Below are 18,716 nucleotides of genomic sequence, written 5' to 3'. Positions count from 1 at the left end.
ATATACGGGGTAAATACTTTTAAATCTGGATATTGATGCAAAATGACTGAGGAAGAGTTAAAGAAGAATCTCAGTGATTGGCGCTGGCGAATCAATAATCTGTATTACATAACAGATAAATCCGGCAAAAAAATCAAGTTCAAACTCAATGACGCTCAGATGACGTTTTTTGAGGGGATGCACTACCGAAATATCATTCTGAAGGCTAGGCAGTTGGGCTTCACGACTTTCACAATGATATTTATGCTGGACGCCTGTTTGTTTAACGACAATACCAGGTGCGCAGTAATTACGCATAGTCGTGATGATTCAATCAGACTGTTCCGCGAAAAGGTAGAGTTTGCGTACAACAACCTGCCACCAACACTACAAGCGATGATGCCGGCACAAATTGCCCGGGCCGGTGAATTGGTATTTGCCAATGGCTCAGCGATTGCTGTAGGTACATCGTTTCGTGGTGGCACGCTCACATATTTGCACATCAGTGAGTTCGGTAAGATTTGCGCCAAGTTCCCGCACAAAGCCAAAGAGATTGTAACCGGTGCGTTTGAGGCAGTGTCGAAAGACTGCGTGATCACCATTGAGTCAACGGCGGAAGGTAAAGCCGGTTATTTTTACGATTATTGCCAAGAGGCACTTAACCGGCAACGCAAAGGGGCGGATCCCGGTCAGATGGATTGGGAGATTTTCTTTTTCCCATGGCATGAGAATCCGGACTACTCGTTGGAAGATGACAATGTTGTTATCCCTGATAGATTGCTTGAGTACAAATACAAACTCGAACAAAAGTACGCGATACGACTCACGAACGGGCAGTTAGCCTGGTACACAGCAAAAGAAAAGTCACTCGGCGCTGATATAAGGCGCGAATACCCTGCGACTCCGGAAGAAGCTTTTGAGCAGTCCATCGAGGGCGCCTATTACCGCCGACAGATAAACGACATTTACGCCAGCGGCCGGTTAACCCGTGTACCGTTTGAGCCAAGCGCTCTGGTCCATACGTTTTGGGATCTGGGTATGTCGGACACCATGAGTATTTGGTTTGTTCAGCAGGTTGGCCGGGAGTACCGGATTATCGACTATTACCAAAACTCAGGCGAAGGTTTAGCGTTTTACAAACGTATGCTCGATGAACGTAGGGAGAAGTACCACTACAACTACGGATTTCACGTAGCGCCGCATGATATTGCGGTGAGAGAGCTCGGAACGGGTAAATCTCGACTGGAAACAGCCCAATCTCTGGGTATTGATTTTATTACCGCGCCTAAACTGTCTATTGCCGACGGTATTGAGGCAGTCCGAACCGTATTGCCGTTGTGTTGGTTTGATGAGTCAAGGACGGAAGTAGGGTTCTCTGGCCTGTCAGCCTATCGCAAAGATTGGGATGACAAGCACGGCGTGTGGAAATCTCAGCCCGTACACGATGAAGCGAGTCATCCGTCAGACGCGTTTAGAACATTTGCAGTGGCATTAAACGAAATCAGGGATCGCATGAACGAATCATTCCACACCGGATTTGCAGAGGTCCAGGTGCAAGACTCAGGAGGCTGGGCATAATGCTGCAAGTTAAAAATGCGTTGCAACTGCAAAAAGAGCAGGACGATGACAAAGACGCAAAGATTGATGCGCAGCGCGACAAACAGCCGCGTATTACTGATAATCTAGCTCAGCATGTATTAGCGTGCTGGCAGACGGCAAAAAACCATAAAATGGACATTGCCGATCGGTTAACTAATTGTCTGCGTCGACGGAAGGGCGAATATAGCCCGGAAAAGCTATCAAAAATCCGTAAACAGGGCGGTAGTGAGGTTTACATGAATCTCACCGGTACCAAAATTCACGCGGCAAAAGCCTGGCTGTCTGATCTGTTCGCATCCAGCGACGATCGGCCATTTAGTATTGAACCCACGCCGGTACCAGAATTACCCCCAGAAATAGCGCAAAACATTATTTCCATCGCAATACAAAACGCAATGCGTACCGCTGGCAGTCGTGAAGAAGTCATGGCGATGACTGAGCAGGTATTAAAGCAGCACGAAGACCGGATCAAATCGGAGATAAACGAAGAAGCCGAGGCCAGAATGGAGAAAATGGCCGAGCATATCGAAGATATGATGGTAGAGGGTGATTTCAGGAGCGAGTTTGATGCGTTCCTGGATGATTTAGTGACGTACCCATTTGCTGTGCTGAAAGGCCCAATCTATCGACGTGAGAAGCGGGTTAAGTGGCAGCAGGACAAAAGAACCGGGCAGCATACCCCGATTGTCGAAGATAAATTGGTTCGCAAATTTCGCCGGGTATCCCCGTTTGATTTCTACCCGTCGCCGTCCACGACCAAAATTGGTGATCACTGGCATATTGAGCACGTAAGGTTTACTGCTAACACCCTGGCAGCAATGCGGGGCTCTAAGGGCTATAACAGCCAGAATATCGTCATGGCCCTGCGTGACTATCGTCATGGCCTGCGTCAGTGGGTATTTAACGACTCAGAGCGGGAGCGGTTGGAAGGTAAGCGCAATTTCACTTTTCATAACTACGAAAACATTGACGGTCTGGAATTCACCGGCTGGATCCAAGGTAAGCAATTAATCGATTGGGGCATTCAGCAGCAAATTGATGACGAGTATGCCGAATACCCGGTAACCGTGGTCGTGGTCGGGAATTACACGATTAAAGCTACTGTAAACCCAGATCCAAACGGGCGCCCAGGGTATTACAAAGCCACATTCCGCGATGTACCAAATTCGTTTTGCGGTGAAGCGCTGGCTGAAATCATTGAGGATATTCAGGACTCAGCTAACGCTACAATGCGAGCGTTAATTAATAATATGGCAATTGGTGCGCAGCCGCAGGTGTCGGTAGATCTCGCGCAAATACCCCAAGGATTTAACGTAACAAACATTCACCCTGGTAAAATCTGGCAATTTAGCAGTAAGGGTTTAAATGGTGCCGGGCAAAACCGGCCGGGCGTCAATTTTTTCAGTCCTGACATTAAAGCTAACGAGTTGCTAACGGTTTATGAGCGTTTTGAGCGCTACGCCGACGATAAAAGCGGCATTCCTGCTTACGCGTATGGCTCAGACCAAGCGGCCGGTGCCGGTAAAACAGCGTCCGGGTTATCCATGCTCATGAATGCGGCCAGCAAATCCATGAAAAACGTGGTGCGAGGCGTTGACATTGATGTGATTGAGCCGCTGGTATCAAACCTCTATATCAGTGCCATGCTCGACACGGACGTTCCCGACGATATTAAAGGCGACGCCCAGGTGAAAGCGCGCGGATCCGATGCGTTGATGCACAAAGAGGCCACCGCCATGCGCCAAGCCGAGTTCCTGGCCAGCACTAATAATCCGACTGATATGCAAATTATTGGTCCTGAGGGTCGACGGGTACTACTCGAAAGCGCTGCAAAGTCGGCGGATTTACCGGCTAACCGGTTTGTTCCCACCGAGGAAGAACTTCGGCAAAAACTCGCCAATGAAATTGCCGCTCAACAGCAAGCTATGGGTAACCAGGCAGAGCAAGGGCAGCCGCAGTGATCACCGGATTTAACGAATCACAACTCAAGGCAATTATTTTCCTGCGTAACACCAAGCCGGAACAATACGCCAAAATTATTGAAATTATCGAAATGCTGGAAAAACAAAGCGTTGAAGCGCTCAAGTCATCCGGCAATATCGAACAAATGTTTAAGAACCAGGGGGCAATACACACCCTGGAAGAATTATTGACGCTGCTCAACGATCCGAATACCGCACTGGCTCAGATTGCAAAGTAACGTTAATCCTCCCGCAAGGGAAACACAAGGTCGCTACGGCGGCCTTTTTTTATATCCAATAACCGTGAACACCAGTCGGAATACCGCTAAACGCGACTCCATAACACTGACTCACTAAAGGAAAAGACAAGATGGGCTTACCAACGGCACTGCAAAACGCAGACGAAGAAGCAAACGAATTGATACGTAAACAGAGTGAAGGTGACAAGCCAACTCCCGAAGCCGGGAACACTGGTGAAGACGCCAAGCCGCCCCAGCAAAACAGAGCACCCGAGCCCAAAGCGCCGGATTCTGATCAAACCTGGGAACATAAATACCGCGTGTTACAAGGCAAGTACAACGCCGATACAAAAAAGTTGCGTGATGAACTGGAAGCAGCTCAGCAACGCACACCCGATACCGGACTGCAGCAACGTCTCCAGTCGCTGGAAAATGATAACACCCAACTGAAGCAACAATTAGAGCAACAGCAACAGGCGGGTAATCAGGACCTCAGCGGTGAGATTCAGTTGGATAAAGATCTGGTTGAGGAATACGGCGAAGAATTTGCCAAAGCCGTCGCACGACAAGCGGGCGCCGGCAATGCGGAAGTGAAACAATTAAGGGATCTGGTTTCAAACCTGCAAAACAAACTCGACAACAACGAGCGGGCTACTCAGGAAACAACCGCGTCAATGCGCGAGCGTGAACTGGTTAGCACTCTAAGTCAGTCGAAAATTGATTTTGAGCAGGTCAATACCGATCCAATGTTCCACGAATGGCTGTCAGAAATTGACGACGCCAGCGGCGAAACCCGAAACACTCTGATGAACCGCGCATATTCTCGCGGTGACATAAAGCGTACTGCGTACTTCTTTACCGCCTTTAAAGCCCAAGAGGGCTCCCGCTTTAATAACAATCCGCTGCAAGAACATGTCGACGTGACCAGCCGCGCCCCTGGGGATGCTGCCGGTGACGACAATGTGTGGACGAAAGAACAGATTGAAAAACTGTATGACGACTACAACAAAGGCAAGTTAAAGCGGCAAGAGTTTGAAGAGTGGGAGCGGAAATTATTCGCAGCCTATTCGGCGGGTACAGTTATAAGTTAAATCCCGCGTGGGCTGGCCATTAGGAGATTACTCTCATGGGTTATCCAGTCGCTTCCGGTAGTGTTAACTATTCATCTACTGGTGCAAACAACGATTCACACTTTATTCCTGAGATTTGGTCAAAGAAATTACTGACCAAGTACTACGAAAACTGTGTGTACATGGAAATCGCTAACACGGACTACGAAGGCGAAATCAAAGACTTCGGCGATAAAGTGAACATTCGGACCGTTCCTGATATCACCATCAACGATTACGAGAAAGGTCAAAATCTCTCGTATGAAGAGCCTGAAAGCGCGCCGGTCTCACTGACTGTCGATCAGGGTCATTACTTTGCATTTAAAGTAAACAGCGTCGACGAATATCAATCAGATATCAATCTGATGGATACGTTCTCACAGGACGGCGGCATGAAAATGAAGCGCCGTGTTGATAAGAATATCCTCGGCTCTATTTACGCTGCAGCTGCTGCGGTTAACGCCGGTGCAACCGCGGGTAAAGACTCAGGCTCGTTGAATCTGGGTACTGCGGCATCACCACTCAGTGTCACCAAAGGAAACATTGTTGATGTGCTCGTTGAGCGTTGTGGTGTTTGCCTGGACGAAACCGACACGCCGGATGAAGACCGTTACGTGATCCTGCCGCCTTCAATGTGTGCTCGCATTAAGACGTCAGAACTGAAAGACGCGAGTTTGACCGGTGACGGTAACTCAACTCTGCGTTCCGGTAAAATCGGCATGATTGACCGTTTGCACATTTACTCTTCACGCAACTTGCGTGTAACCAGTGGTGCGTATGACGTGTTATTTGGTCATAAATCTGCGCTGTCATTTGCAGCACAAATCACCGAAATGGAAACACTGAAAAACCCTAACGACTTTGGCGACCTGGTTCGCTCATTGTTCGTTTACGGCTTTGACGTGTTAATGTCTGAGCAATTGGGTCACGGTGTTTGGGAATTAGGCTAAACCCCGAAAGTCAATTAACAGCCCCCTTTATTGGGGGCTTTTTTGTTTAAGGAGCCATCATGGCACAAGTAAAACCCATTACACCGGGCGCTGTCGACGTCCAAGGTCAGGAAGCTGAAATTCCAGCCCCTGATTTTCTCAAATCAGCATCAGGCCGAGTATTTCAAGCTACCCCAGAATTAGTTAAGCAGTATCGAAAGGGTAAGTTTGGTCTGGTTGAGATTTCTGAGTCTGAGTTTTTAGCCCGCCAGAATAAGCAAGATCCTGCAATGGCTCGAAAGTCTGAAGAAAGCGCAGAACTGGCCGAAGAAAACGCCGCGCTCAAAGCCAAAATCGAGGCGATGGAAGCAGAAAAGTCTGCACCCAAAAAGCCCGGCCGACCGCCTAAAGCTGCTACCGGCGAATAATAACGAGGTTTACCAATGTCAACACGCAAAGTCATAGACGTTATTGATCAGGTCAGATCCACATTAGTGGATATTACCGGTACACGCTGGCCAAATACGGAACTGCTGAACGGTTATAATAATGCTGTGCTGGCAGTGGTAAATCTTCGACCGGATGCCAGCACCAAGAATATCGCGTTTTCGTTAACACCTAATCAGTCAAAGCAGACACTGCCTAGTGACGGTTTACGCTGGATGGATATTGTTAGCGATGTAACTACAGGCAATCCCGTGCGCAAAACCGACCGTCGCACCTTGGATGACCAAATACCGAATTGGCACAAGACAGAAGGCAGCACGGTAACAAACTGGGTCTTTGATGAACGCGATCCAAAAACCGCGTATGTTTACCCGCAACCGGCTACTGCCGCTGATTTGCAAATTGTTTACTCTACAGCACCTGCAGCCGTGTCCATTTCTAATTTTGAAACTGACACGACGACTATTGGTGTTGATGACAGCTATTTCAACGCTATTAAAGAGTACATGCTTTACCAGGCGTACTCGAAAGATGCTGATTATGCGGCCAATGCCGCACGGGCCTCGGCACATTACAGCGTGTTTGAGCGGGCGCTGGGTAATAAATCAAGCGTCGATCTGGCAATGAACCCAAGCCGTGAGCAGGGATAACGCATGACCCAGTTTAACGACATGCTGACACTGGTGGCACCTTACGCACCGAATGTCCCTGCGTTCACCGCTGCCAATGCTATTAAAGATGCGGCCCGGCACTTCTTTCGTGTGGTTCACGCCATGCAAGAGGAGGTAACTATTAACGTGGTTGCCGGCCAAGCTGAATACGCCATTGAAACGAGTAGTGCAGATACGGAAGTGGTATCAGTGCTCAGCGTCAAGCGGAGTGATACCGATGCGCTACAGTTCGCACAGCATGACAATATGGTCAACTATCAAGGCACTCCCAAATATTACCTTGGCAAGTTTGACCGAAAAGTTAAATTGGTGCCAGTTCCTGACTCAAGCGAAACGCTCACTGTCACCATCGCAGTTAAGCCTGCTTTCAACGCCACACAAATACCAGATTCAGCGTTTGACGAAAACGCCGAAGCCTTGCGGGCCGGTGCGCTATCAATATTAAAGCGCCATCCCGACACCGAATGGCACGCCCCTAACGAAGTAAGTTACTACGAACAGTTGTTCTCAGAAGCAATCAATCGCAAAGCCGAAGAAATCATGCTGAACAACACGCCTGGCAACATCAAACTGGATATTCCAGAGTTCTTATGAGTCTATATAAAACGGGTACCGTTTCCGTTAATAACGGGCAAAACACTGCTACCGGCAACGGTACATCGTTTATCAATATTGCCAATGTGCAGTTGGGTGATTTATTTACGGTCGATGGCAATAAGTTCTACGAAATATACCAGGTAGACACCAACACGCAAATCCGTATTCGTAATATTGTTACGGGCGGTGCATTTGCTGAAACCACCGTTACCAACGGCGATTACGCCATTGTCAGAAACTTTACTTCGCAAACCAGTGCAGAGATTGCCGCCAAGGTTCTTGCCGTACAGCAGAAATGGCAAAACCGTGAAGAAGAAATGACAGATTGGTTTTATACCCCGGATAACTGGGCAACAGTAACCAGTATCAATGGTGATGTGCTCACTGTCATGACGCCTAATGGTATTAATAATCTGTTAGGTACAGCGGCAGATAAAGATGTAACAACCAGTTCGACGGATAACACGGCCAACCGCTTGATGAAAGTAGGTGATGCTGGCCTGCTGAGTACCGGCAATGCTCCATCAATTGTAGCAGGCGCTACCATTTATCCCACTATGTTTGGTCGTGATGGTGATGCACCTAACGGTTACCCGGCGTTTGGCTGGGCGGCAGCCATCATTAATATGCGTTACAACGCCGCCCGCCAATCGCAGCTAGCGTTAAGTCACAGTGGCGGCGCACCTAGGGCCGCTTTCCGGACCATGCTCAGCGACAATGAGTGGTCTGGCCCGTTTGATTTTTATGGTGAACATAACTTAAACCTCAGGAAGTTCGCAACCGCTGCCAACGGTCGCGCGCTTATACATGGTTTCGCGACTACCGCTACCTCAGCTCGGTTTTATATTGAAATTAATGAATTCTCGGTACCAGCCGGTATTCAGGTTAATTCCGGCACATTAAGACTAAGAACGCCGCAGGGTACCGATGTTGTGACCGGTATATCCGGTGGGTTCTCCGTCAATGCGCTGTCTTCCCCGCGTATGCTCATTCTGGATTTAACCACATCCGGCCTGCCGGGCGGAAACGCGGACATCATATTGTGCGCCGATGGTACGACCACGGCCGAACTTGAATACACCATGTAAAGGATTGTTATGACGATTACACAAACCAACGACACCACGCTGTTAATGCAGGAAACCATTAACGGCAAGGCGCGCACAACCACGCTGATTGAAAACGCCGACACCGGCGACTGGGAAAAGCTCAACGGCGAAGTGGTGGACCTGACCGGCGAAACAGTTACCTGGTTAACTCAGAGTGAGCTGGATGCGCAGGCTGCGCAAGTGGCGGTTGAAGCGTTTAAGGCGGGACGGCTGGCCAATATTCAAAGTCTCACCGTGACCACCACGGCGGGTAATGAGTACCAGGCAGACAAAGATAGTATTGCCGCGATGACGGCCCGGGTGATTGCGCTAACCGGCGAACTGGATAGCTATACACTCAAATGGTCGCTGGCGCCCACCGGTACCGGCGTAATGGACGATGTCACACTGGGCGATTTACGCGAGGCGCTGTTACTGGCCACCGAACAAATCACTACCTACTGGGATATCAACGCATGAAGCTCATCGATAACTGGCAAAGCGCCTGGCGCTTATGGTCTTTTCGGCTGGCAGTGATAGTTCCTTTGGTAAATATGCTTCTGTATTTTTTACCAAAAATAGGGGTTGGACCCGGCTGGATGGTTATTATTAATGCCGTCATTGGTGTCGCAATCGCATTTGTTCGAGTCGTAAAACAAAAAGATCTTTCGGGTGAGTAGTGAGATTAGTCGTACCTACGTTTAAAGGGTTGGTTAATGCGGTATCGCCCAGGTTGATTGCTGAGTCTCAATCTCAGGTGGCAAGTAATTGTCGGGTACGAAACGGGAATATACGCCCTCTAAAAAGTAACAGTGCAGAAGGAACACCAGATCTTGCGACGAACGCAAAAACCATATTCCTGTATGGTGATGACTACTGGTTTAGTTGGGATGGTGATGTGAGTGCGGTTAATAGCCCTATCGCTCAAGATGATTATCAGCGCGTTTATTTCACCGGTGATGGCGAGCCTAAATATACGAATAGTGCGATCGCAACAGGTGCAGGCGTTCTGCCCTTTGCTGATTATCAACTTGGCGTAGATAATCCTGAGTCATTTTTGTTCTTGGTTACCTATCACGATCAATCTCTTGATCTTGATGAAGGTGATGACCCTGCGAATTACACCATCGAATCAGAAAGCGGCTATATCAACGTTGATACTGATGATGATGAAACCCGATTTTATGTGTGCACGTATGTTACGGCCTACGGTGAAGAAGGTCCTCCTAGCCCAATAACACCAAACATTGAGCTGTTCAGTTCCAGTGACGTGGTAACGTTAAGCTTTTACGATAATGGCGGGTTTGCCGATCAAAACATCACGCTACGACGAATTTACCGGACAGCCACAAGCGGCGATGCGACTGAGCTATACCTAGTAGATGAAATACCGGTTACCGATACGTCTTATCAGGATAATAAACAATCCTACGAATTAGGAGCACTACTGGCGACCGATGATTACGACAAGCCGCCCAGCGATATGCAAGGGTTGATTGTCACGACTTTTGGCGTAGCGATCGGGTTTGCGGATAACGCCATCATACCCAGTGAGCCATATTTGCCTTATGCGTACCCAACGGGGTACAGGCAGTCTTTACCTGACAATGTAGTCGGTCTAGCAGAAATGAGCGGAGGCATTGTTGTCGCTACTGATAATAAACCGGCAATCATGTCTGGTACACTGCCAGATAGCTTTACAGTTACCGTGCTGGATGCGGCGCTACCTTGCGTTTCCGGGCAATCGTTGGTTGATATGGGAGAGGCCGCGCTTTATGCCAGTCATGATGGCCTCGTTTCGATCAGTCATAATGGTGCACAAATAGTTACAACCACCTTGCTATCAAAGGAATACTGGCAGTCACTTCAGCCAGACACCATTCGCGCTTACCGATATGGTGAGTATTATGTCGCATTCTACGGTGGTACTGCTGGATTTGTTTTTGATTTGCGGAATGGTGATTTCGTTGAGCTTGATTTCTATGCCGATGCTGGATTTTACGATACGAAAAGTGGAAAGCTTTATCTTGTTGTGAATGATGCGTTGGTGAGCTTCGATAATGGCGAGGAGCTAACTTACACTTGGCAATCAAAGGACTTTGATTTAACTGATAGCATGCTGTCGTGTGTAAAGATCCGCGGCGAAACACTCGATAATACTCAATTTACTCTGACTGCAGACGGCATAAATATTCTCACGCTGTCACTATCGGGCGCAGATCAATTTTTCAGACTCCCTTCTTTCCGAGCTCGCCGTCTTTCTTTCACGTTAAGCGGGACTGATGAAATAGAGTCGGTAATAATAGCTACCTCACCAGAGGAATTACGCGTTGGCTAAAAAAGCGTTTCTTGGGGTTACGGGGTCGGCCAGATTTGAACGCCCTGACCAACAGCGTCATGTTGATTCTATTGCAAAAAATATCGCGGTATTAACTGGCCAAACAAGAAACACTCAAGATCGCGCTGTGCTTGTGCGCGATCTAATCAATTACGGATTGCTTGATAGCAGTGGCCGTTATGTGGGAAGTGTAGGAGGTGGCGGATCAAGCACTATAGTAGTGGGCGGTGGCAGTGGCCCCTCAGAGCCTGACGCAGAAACGCCAACCAAACCTGAGAACGTCATTGCGACAGCTGGCTTTACTACCATTATGGTGCAATGGGATACGCCAAGCTACGCTGGTCACAATTATGCAGAGATATGGCGAAATACTGTAAATTCGCTTGGTGATATGACTGATCCTCGCGATCCAGGTGAGGCTGTTCTGGTCGCAACGGTATCAGGCTCGCTTTACGTTGACGCCGTACTGCATGATACCGGTTATTATTATTGGGTGCGCTTCGTCAATAATGTTGGTACGGCTGGCCCTGTTCATAACTCATCCGGTGTCTACGCAAAAACCATGCGTAGTGTGCAGGATCAGCTTGACGAGTTTCAGGAAGAAAGTGAGCAGGCGTTAAGCGAATTTCAGTCTAGTTTTAATGATGCGCTTGCCGAACTAGGGCAGATTATTTCTGATACTGACGCTAAAGCTCAGGAGGCGTTTGATAAGTCACAACTTATTGATGGCTTAAACAGCGATGTTGGTACCCTGGCGGACGGTTTATTTAACTCGATAGTCAATAGCCATGAAAGCAACACAGATAAATTAGTCAGGCTGTTAAATACCCGCAATCAACTCATTGCTGATCTGACCACGGAAAAGAATACTCGGATATCTGAGTTGCAATCTGTCCGCGATGATCTTTTATCCGAAGAAACGGCTAGGCGTGAAGCATTAGAGCTTCAACATGCAGAGTTGACCACGTACTTTGATAATCAGACGGCATTAATATGGTCAGAGGCCAAGAGCTTATCTGATAGAATTATTGCCGAATCAAGCGCCAGAGCAAGCGCATTGCAAGCTATTGTAGATCAATATGATCAGAGCTTTGCTGAAATAGAGTCCAACTACTACACATCGACGGAAACCGACACGTATGTCGCCGGTGCGATTGAAACTTTCCGAAGTGGTTACCTTGCTGAAAATTATGCCACTGTCGCTGTTTTGACCACGGACTACTACACAAAGACGGATGCAAATAGCGCGATATCACAAGCTATAACAACGTTTCAAAATGGTTACCTGGCTGACAACTTCACAACTACGGCATTGCTTGAGCAAAATTACTACACAAAAACTACTGCTGACAGTGCTATTTCTCAAGCGATTACAGAATTCCAAACCGACTACGTTGATGTTAACCTGGTAACTAATGCCAGCTTAGAACTAAATTACTACACCAAAACTGATGCTGACCAAGCGATATCCAATGCGGTCGTTGAGCTAGCATCAACGTACATTGACCCAAACTTTGTCACCAATGCTACATTAACCAGCGACTACTATACAAAATCGACAACGGATATTGCCATTTCACAAGCTGTCGAATCATTAACATCGCAGTTGGCCGAGGCATCTTTTGCAGCAGTAGCAAACATCAATCAAACGTTTTATACCACTTCTGCCAGGGATGCGGCAATCGCCGGGGCTATTCAGGAATTCAACACTGAATTTATTCAGCCCAATTATGCAACGACAGCCTATCTGCAGCGAGAGTATTACACTAAGTCTGGTGTGGATGGAGCGATATCTCAGGCGATATTTCAGCTTGAAACTGGTTTTGTCGATGTGGATGAGTTGGTGTTATCTGTATTAGATGAGTCATATTACACGTCATCTGATACTGATAGCGCAATTTCTCAGGCTATCACTAATTTTAAGACGTCTTATCTTGATCAAAATTTTGTAACGTCGAGCGATTTGTCTGTTAATTATTACACCAAGTCGCAATCTGACACTGCAATATCGCAAGCAATCACTGAACACCGGACAAGCTATCTTGATGAAAACTTTGTTTCGGTATCAACGCTCACTAGTGATTACTATACAAAGAACGATGTTGATGAGGCGATAAGCCAGGCGGTATTAGAAACCGAGGCAAGCGTATCAGATGGTTTATTTCTGTCAGTAGCGAATACATCGACAACATATTATTCGCAATCTGCCAGGGATGCGGCAATTGCTGGTCGAATTGAGTCGTTTAAAACGGATTATCTGGATCCTAATTTTGTCACTGGGGCAGAGCTTACAAAAGATTACTATTCAAAGTCTCAGGCAGATAGCGCTATCGCGCAGGCTATCACAGAATTTAAAGCATTCACGGCCGATGACATTTATGCCAGCCAAGCTACGCTCAAGACAGATTACTACACGATCACACAGTCTAATCTGGCAATAAGCAGTGCACTAACCAATTTTCTATCAACAACAATATCGCCAACCTATGTTACTAATTCAGCGTTAGAGTTAAGTTATTACACAAAAACTGAAGCGGATACCGCTATTTCCAGCGCCATTACGGCGTTTGAGTCCAGCACTCTTAAGGACAACTATGTTACAAATTCAACATTAACAACAAACCACTATACAAAAACAGAGTCAGATACAGCGATAAGTACCGCAATAAGCACATTTCAAAGCGGTATTTTGCAGGAACAATACACCACTACCGCAGATCTGCAGGTTGCGTACTATACGAAAACGCAAGCTAATGAAGCCATTTCTGAGGCAATCACTTTATTTAATTCTGAAACCATTGAGCAGAATTACACTAACAGCGCCGACCTGGCACTTAACTACTACACCAAAACCGGTGCCGATACCGCTATTATCCAGGCGTTAACTACATTCAAGAGTCAAACGCTTGATCCTGCTTATGCAAGAAAGGCCACGCTGACCAATGACTATTACACCAAAACACAAGCCGATTCTGCAACGTCAACAGCGGTATCCGCGCTAAAGTCAGAGTTTGTAGATAACAATGGTGATATCACTAGCGCTTTTGCTGACAAAGTTAATCAGGTGGTGGTGACTGATACTGAGGCAGTTGCTCAAGAAATCGCGGATTACACGGTGAGTTATGGCGGCAACGATTATTCCATTTCACAAATCACACAAGTATCCGTTGATTTGAATGGTTCATACTCGGCGCAGTGGGGCGTACAGGCGCAAGTTGAAGACCTTCGGCATGGCATAGGATTTATGGTGCTTGATGGCAAAACGTCATTGACTGTTGCATCAGACAGGTTTGCTGTATTTAATCCCAGCAATGGGCAGTGGAAGTCAGTGTTTGGTGTGGAAGGCGGGCAGGTTTTCTTGAGCGAAGCTGTCATTGGAGCTGCATTTATCGGCACCCTAGCAGTAGAGTTAAGCACTGTATTTGAAGGTAATGTACTGGTAAATACACGCCTAGATGCTGCGAAGTTGTACGGCGCCAAATTAGAGGCGAATGAATTTTGGATTGAGAACGGCGGCTATTCTATGGCCTTTGATCCTGATAGTTCGCTTGCAATGTGGTTTGGATCAACGACTTACTACAACCCCGATACCGACACTGATAACCGCACGTTGGGTAACGCCAAGTTTGCCCTCACCAATACTGGCGAGGTGCGTGCCAGGAGTATTTCGATATACAACAATAGTAATCAACTTATGATGAACTCTAATGGCCTTTATGGAACCTACATTAGAGATTTAACGGTTGGTACTATTAAAATTATCGATGAGGCGATAACAAAGTCGACGCCCATCGAAACAGAGGTCCTAGTTGGCTCATCATTAACTGATGGAATTATTCTGGATACAACAATTAGTGCAGGTGCTACCGGGGTCGTTAATTCTGTTATTTCGATAATTATTCATCACACCGATCCGGTCGGCGGCGTGTCATCGAATATCACGCTAACCCTAGAGTTGTATGATGGTACGACAACTAACACACTGCTCGACTCCATGAGTACCACGACAACCGTTGACGGTAGTTATAGTTATCAGACGTTGCCAGTTTCAGTTGCAGCCAATATCAGTCAAACATCATTCAGATTGAGGCTAGTCTCCAACGGCAGTCAGACGTGGATTGAATATCAGGCGAAAGGCTATGTCATCGCAAACAAAAAGTAATTACTTCATCTGTGACGCGTCTACAGGAATGGTGGAAGTTAAAGTGTTTGGTCGCCCTGGTGACTTCCCGCTTCAGCCTGGCAAAACGATTGCAAAGTCTGAAGGCTATGCAATAAGTGATGCGTATTTTGACAGAGACCTTAATTCCATGATGCCTAAAAAACACTTTTCAGAAGGTGAATGGGTGAATGGTGAATTTGTTATCCCGCTTCCCATCGGTGCGGTGTTGGTTTGGCAAGGACAGCAATTTGTGATCGATGATGGCCAGGTTGAGATAGTCGTCGATCAGCCCGGCACCCATTTTGCCAAAGTGTATCATCCTCATTACTACGCAAAGGTTTATACCATTGAAAATCAAGACGCCAATTAACCCTGCTAAATTACGCAAGAAATCCTACATGCCTACTGGTGATCAGTTGGACGCGATTATAAAAACGTTTGCTCACTTAAAAGCCCAGGGTATTAATATCGGCCCTGACGGTGAGCGCTTAATTAGCCACTCCCGGCAGGTAAAAGAGAAATTCGCCAAACGGTAACCGAAACCACTAATACAACCCCGCATTGACGGGGTTTTTTATTATGAAAAAAGACCAGTTTGATAATTTTCAATTTCAAATAAATGCAATGGATCAGCGTTTTGGTGAGCAAAATACATTTACCCGACTAAAAAGAGAAATTGAAAGCCATTCAGCGTTTTGTGTAAGCACTGAAGCGTTTTGCTTTGTGTTGCGGCATATCGTTGACGCTAATAGCCAGCGGGGCGTATTTATTGCCCTGGGGATACATAACAACCCGGAAACAGCCGTTAATGATTTTCAGTCAATAGAGCGGATGGTAAAGCACACAGGCATGACATTTATTTTGTTTCGGTCGTATCGGAAAGGGTTTAAGCGGTTAGCCATAAAGCACGGCTTTGTTATCGATTCTGCATCAAACGGTGCAACTTACTACAGAAAAGAGGTTTAGATTATGGGTGGCGGCGGCTCTGAAATTGAAGAAACTCAACAAGAACGAGCGCTTGCGCGTGTCTCCATGAAGCAGTGGCAGAATTATTTAAACACGTATAAGCCATTTGAAAACGACTATATGGATAACGTCGACCGACTTAATTCTGATAGCCAATACAATCAGGCTGCCGGACTTGCTGCACTGCCAGTAGAGGCAGCATACAGCCAGGCGGTGAATGATACGGTCAACGGCCTGAATGCTCGCGCTATTAACCCCAACTCAGGAATGGCAAAAGAAGCAATGACTGGGCTGGACACCAATAAGCGTGGTGCGAAAGTCGACAATATCAGCCGGGCACAAGTAGGGCAGCAAAATCGCTACCTCGGCGAAATAGGCAATGTTGTGGCCATGGGGCAGGGGCAGGCAACCACGGCCGTTGGTGGTATGGCGGATATGGCCAGTTTATCCAGTCAAGAAGCTTACAACGACACAAGATTGGCGCTTAACAAGCGAGACCAAAACAGAGAATTAGCCGGGGCAGTGGTCGGGGCTGGTACGCGTTATGGGCTCCAGACCAGTAATTCAGGCGGTGGCCAATGAATTTTTATGACAATTTAAGAGGGCAGTACTCCAGCCAGATTGGTCAGGCAAGCGGCGGTTATGTTAGCCCTGACGATGATGATTATGCGTCGAAAACTTACGCCAACATTATTGACAGTCAATACAGTGACTACCTGCAGCGTTTTCAGCCTTTTGAGCAGCGCATGGTTGACTTGGCCCAGTCAAGAGAGTTGCTGGACGAACAATTGTCACGCATTTCTGCAAGTAACGTTGCGTCATTTAGCAATCCGCAAATGAGTGCAGGCAGCCTGCAAATGAGCCGCTACGGGGTGCAGCAGAATGCCCAGCAGCAAGCCAAGTCATCACGGCAAAACTCTATGCGGCAGGCATTATCATTGGCTGATGCAAAAAATAACACGCGCCTGGCAAATCAAGATCAGCGAATGGGATTGATTACCGGTGCGGCCGGTTCACGCTCAAACTTCAGCAATGGCACCTACGGGGGGTAATCATGGGATACGGAGTGGTAAATACAGGCATGGCTACAAAGCAAAGAGCTTTGTCAGGAATGCGTCAGTCGGCTCAATCCGAAACACAACGTAACATTGCCAATAAAAATATTCAAGCCGCCGATGCTGCCGCCAAGAAAACAAACGCCGGTGTTGGGCTGTCGACCGGCGCTACTATCGGCGCAAATATGGCCAGTGGTGTGGCCGGCGCATCAATGGGGTTATCAGCACTTGCCTCAGGCGGTATTGGTTTGGGTGCCGCGTTATTACTATCGGAGTTATTCTAATGAGTTTGGTTCAAGGGTTTCGCACCGGCTTTAACATGATGGACCGGCACTATCGCAATGAAGAAAGCGATCTGCGGTTTGACCAGCAAATGGGATTGCAACGCAAGCGCATGGGGATGCAGGAAGAGCAGCACGGCGCCAGCATGGAGAGAATGGGGTTAAATAATAGTTTATTGCAAAATCAGGCCGACGATCTGCCCAGTGCAAACGCGTACCGGGATGAAACTCGCGGTATTAATCTTGATACCATGAAAACCCAAAATCAAACCGCCAAAACGAAAAACAGTGCTGCCGAGTTCAATCTCAATTCAGCCAAAACGGATCGCGCCAAAAAGAACGCATTAGAGCGACTGAATATGTACAGAGCAACGGGTAACTGGGAAGGCTTTGATCAGGATGAAAGCTTTAAAGGCACCAATCTTGAGCTTATGCAGAACGAGTTAGGCAGGCAATATGCAATTGCACTCGGCGATAGTATTGATAAAAACGATAATACTGCCGCCATAGCTAACGCAAACGGTTTGTTTAAATCGCAACTAAATCGAAATGTCGGGAAAATGAAGGGCCGTGATGGCGGCGTGATCCGCGATATTTCCATTGTGGGGTTTGAGCAGTTGGATGGCGGTTCGACGAAGTTACCTGTTAGAGTCACTACCGATAAAGGGGCGTACACGTCATACATTAGCGAGATGCGCGGCATTGACCCTGATGATCCTGATAGAGTTTTTACAGGCGATGAATTACTTGGAACTGCAGCGGTCATGAGGAATATGGCTAAAACAATGGAAGGCAGCGGTGTTTACGATCAATTAAACCGAAGTGCTGACAGGGCGCTAGGGGTTCAAACGTCGAGCCAAGGAAGTAACGTCCCTGCGGAGGTGCAGACAATCATCATGTTATCGCAAATGACCGGGATAAGCCCAGAAGAATTAGTGCGGGCCCGCTATATGTCGCAGAAAGACCCCAGCGGAGCAACGCTTAGAAAGAATGCGCTTGAGTTAGCTCAAAACGATCCGCGATGGGAGGACGCGCAATACTCAGACAATCCGGCAGAACGCCAGCAGTTAACCCAAAGCATCATACAAGAGTATGCCGGGTATTTGATGGCTGAAAATAACCAGCCTGCCTCACAACAAGGGCCGGCCAGTTCGCAAACCCAGCAGCCTGATGGCCAGTATAACCAAGTGTTACAACAAGCTGCCTCTGCAATTCAAAGCGGCAAAGATCGCAACGCTGTCATTCAACGCCTTATTGAAATGGGCGTTCCACAAGACCAAATTAACCTGTAGGTG

20 protein-coding genes are annotated in these 18,716 nt (G+C 47.4%); all 20 read left to right on the top strand.

Annotated features, from left to right (window positions below):
* Positions 1 to 42: 42 nt before the first annotated feature.
* The gene (locus AC2T0J_RS20280) at positions 43 to 1,557 is read left to right on the top strand and encodes a terminase large subunit (RefSeq protein ID WP_489807551.1); all 1,515 of its coding nucleotides are present in this window, start codon (positions 43 to 45) and stop codon (positions 1,555 to 1,557) included.
* On the top strand, positions 1,557 to 3,539 hold the full coding sequence (locus AC2T0J_RS20275; RefSeq protein ID WP_489807550.1) for a portal protein: 1,983 nt from the start codon (positions 1,557 to 1,559) through the stop codon (positions 3,537 to 3,539). Before AC2T0J_RS20280 ends, AC2T0J_RS20275 begins: the two co-directional genes overlap by 1 nt.
* Positions 3,536 to 3,778 (top strand): hypothetical protein, encoded by a 243-nt coding sequence (locus AC2T0J_RS20270; RefSeq protein WP_489807549.1) that lies wholly within the window; start codon positions 3,536 to 3,538, stop codon positions 3,776 to 3,778. The genes AC2T0J_RS20275 and AC2T0J_RS20270 overlap by 4 nt, the downstream gene beginning before the upstream one ends.
* Positions 3,779 to 3,909: 131 nt before the next feature.
* On the top strand, positions 3,910 to 4,869 hold the full coding sequence (locus tag AC2T0J_RS20265; protein WP_489807548.1) for a hypothetical protein: 960 nt from the start codon (positions 3,910 to 3,912) through the stop codon (positions 4,867 to 4,869).
* A gap of 35 nt (positions 4,870 to 4,904) precedes the next feature.
* Positions 4,905 to 5,837, top strand: a complete 933-nt coding sequence (locus tag AC2T0J_RS20260; RefSeq protein WP_489807547.1) for a phage major capsid protein — start codon at positions 4,905 to 4,907, stop codon at positions 5,835 to 5,837.
* A 59-nt stretch (positions 5,838 to 5,896) separates the two neighbouring features.
* Positions 5,897 to 6,244 carry a hypothetical protein gene (locus AC2T0J_RS20255; protein WP_489807546.1) on the top strand — a complete coding sequence of 116 codons (348 nt, stop codon included), beginning with the start codon at positions 5,897 to 5,899 and terminating at the stop codon, positions 6,242 to 6,244.
* A gap of 15 nt (positions 6,245 to 6,259) precedes the next feature.
* Complete coding sequence (locus AC2T0J_RS20250; RefSeq protein ID WP_489807545.1) at positions 6,260 to 6,913, top strand: phage adaptor protein; 654 nt, start codon at positions 6,260 to 6,262, stop codon at positions 6,911 to 6,913.
* Positions 6,914 to 6,916: 3 nt separating this feature from the next.
* On the top strand, positions 6,917 to 7,528 hold the full coding sequence (locus AC2T0J_RS20245) for a phage adaptor protein (RefSeq protein WP_489807544.1): 612 nt from the start codon (positions 6,917 to 6,919) through the stop codon (positions 7,526 to 7,528).
* The gene (locus tag AC2T0J_RS20240; RefSeq protein ID WP_489807543.1) at positions 7,525 to 8,619 is read left to right on the top strand and encodes a hypothetical protein; all 1,095 of its coding nucleotides are present in this window, start codon (positions 7,525 to 7,527) and stop codon (positions 8,617 to 8,619) included. The genes AC2T0J_RS20245 and AC2T0J_RS20240 overlap by 4 nt, the downstream gene beginning before the upstream one ends.
* A 9-nt stretch (positions 8,620 to 8,628) precedes the next feature.
* Entirely contained in the window at positions 8,629 to 9,099 is a 471-nt protein-coding gene (locus AC2T0J_RS20235) for a hypothetical protein (RefSeq protein WP_489807542.1), read from the top strand.
* Positions 9,096 to 9,299 (top strand): DUF7940 domain-containing protein, encoded by a 204-nt coding sequence (locus tag AC2T0J_RS20230; protein WP_489807541.1) that lies wholly within the window; start codon positions 9,096 to 9,098, stop codon positions 9,297 to 9,299. The genes AC2T0J_RS20235 and AC2T0J_RS20230 overlap by 4 nt, the downstream gene beginning before the upstream one ends.
* A complete protein-coding gene (locus tag AC2T0J_RS20225; RefSeq protein WP_489807540.1) occupies positions 9,299 to 10,957 on the top strand; it encodes a hypothetical protein in 1,659 nt (552 codons plus the stop codon). Before AC2T0J_RS20230 ends, AC2T0J_RS20225 begins: the two co-directional genes overlap by 1 nt.
* Positions 10,950 to 15,119 (top strand): phage tail tip fiber protein, encoded by a 4,170-nt coding sequence (locus tag AC2T0J_RS20220; RefSeq protein ID WP_489807539.1) that lies wholly within the window; start codon positions 10,950 to 10,952, stop codon positions 15,117 to 15,119. Before AC2T0J_RS20225 ends, AC2T0J_RS20220 begins: the two co-directional genes overlap by 8 nt.
* Positions 15,097 to 15,489: a hypothetical protein gene (locus AC2T0J_RS20215; RefSeq protein WP_489807538.1), complete on the top strand. Its 393-nt coding sequence runs from the start codon at positions 15,097 to 15,099 to the stop codon at positions 15,487 to 15,489. The genes AC2T0J_RS20220 and AC2T0J_RS20215 overlap by 23 nt, the downstream gene beginning before the upstream one ends.
* 28 nt (positions 15,490 to 15,517) lie before the next feature.
* The gene (locus AC2T0J_RS20210; RefSeq protein ID WP_489807537.1) at positions 15,518 to 15,655 is read left to right on the top strand and encodes a hypothetical protein; all 138 of its coding nucleotides are present in this window, start codon (positions 15,518 to 15,520) and stop codon (positions 15,653 to 15,655) included.
* A gap of 43 nt (positions 15,656 to 15,698) precedes the next feature.
* Positions 15,699 to 16,085, top strand: a complete 387-nt coding sequence (locus AC2T0J_RS20205) for a hypothetical protein (RefSeq protein WP_489807536.1) — start codon at positions 15,699 to 15,701, stop codon at positions 16,083 to 16,085.
* 3 nt (positions 16,086 to 16,088) lie between these two features.
* Entirely contained in the window at positions 16,089 to 16,667 is a 579-nt protein-coding gene (locus tag AC2T0J_RS20200; protein WP_489807535.1) for a hypothetical protein, read from the top strand.
* Positions 16,664 to 17,137: a hypothetical protein gene (locus AC2T0J_RS20195; protein WP_489807534.1), complete on the top strand. Its 474-nt coding sequence runs from the start codon at positions 16,664 to 16,666 to the stop codon at positions 17,135 to 17,137. Before AC2T0J_RS20200 ends, AC2T0J_RS20195 begins: the two co-directional genes overlap by 4 nt.
* A 29-nt stretch (positions 17,138 to 17,166) precedes the next feature.
* The gene (locus AC2T0J_RS20190) at positions 17,167 to 17,424 is read left to right on the top strand and encodes a hypothetical protein (RefSeq protein WP_489807533.1); all 258 of its coding nucleotides are present in this window, start codon (positions 17,167 to 17,169) and stop codon (positions 17,422 to 17,424) included.
* Positions 17,424 to 18,713 carry a hypothetical protein gene (locus AC2T0J_RS20185; protein WP_489807532.1) on the top strand — a complete coding sequence of 430 codons (1,290 nt, stop codon included), beginning with the start codon at positions 17,424 to 17,426 and terminating at the stop codon, positions 18,711 to 18,713. Before AC2T0J_RS20190 ends, AC2T0J_RS20185 begins: the two co-directional genes overlap by 1 nt.
* Positions 18,714 to 18,716 lie beyond the last annotated feature (3 nt).

The sequence above is a fragment of the Alteromonas sp. ISO5 genome (genome assembly GCF_058105165.1).
The sequence above is the reverse complement of the archived record's forward strand: the minus strand, read 5'-3'. Positions and strand labels throughout refer to the sequence as shown.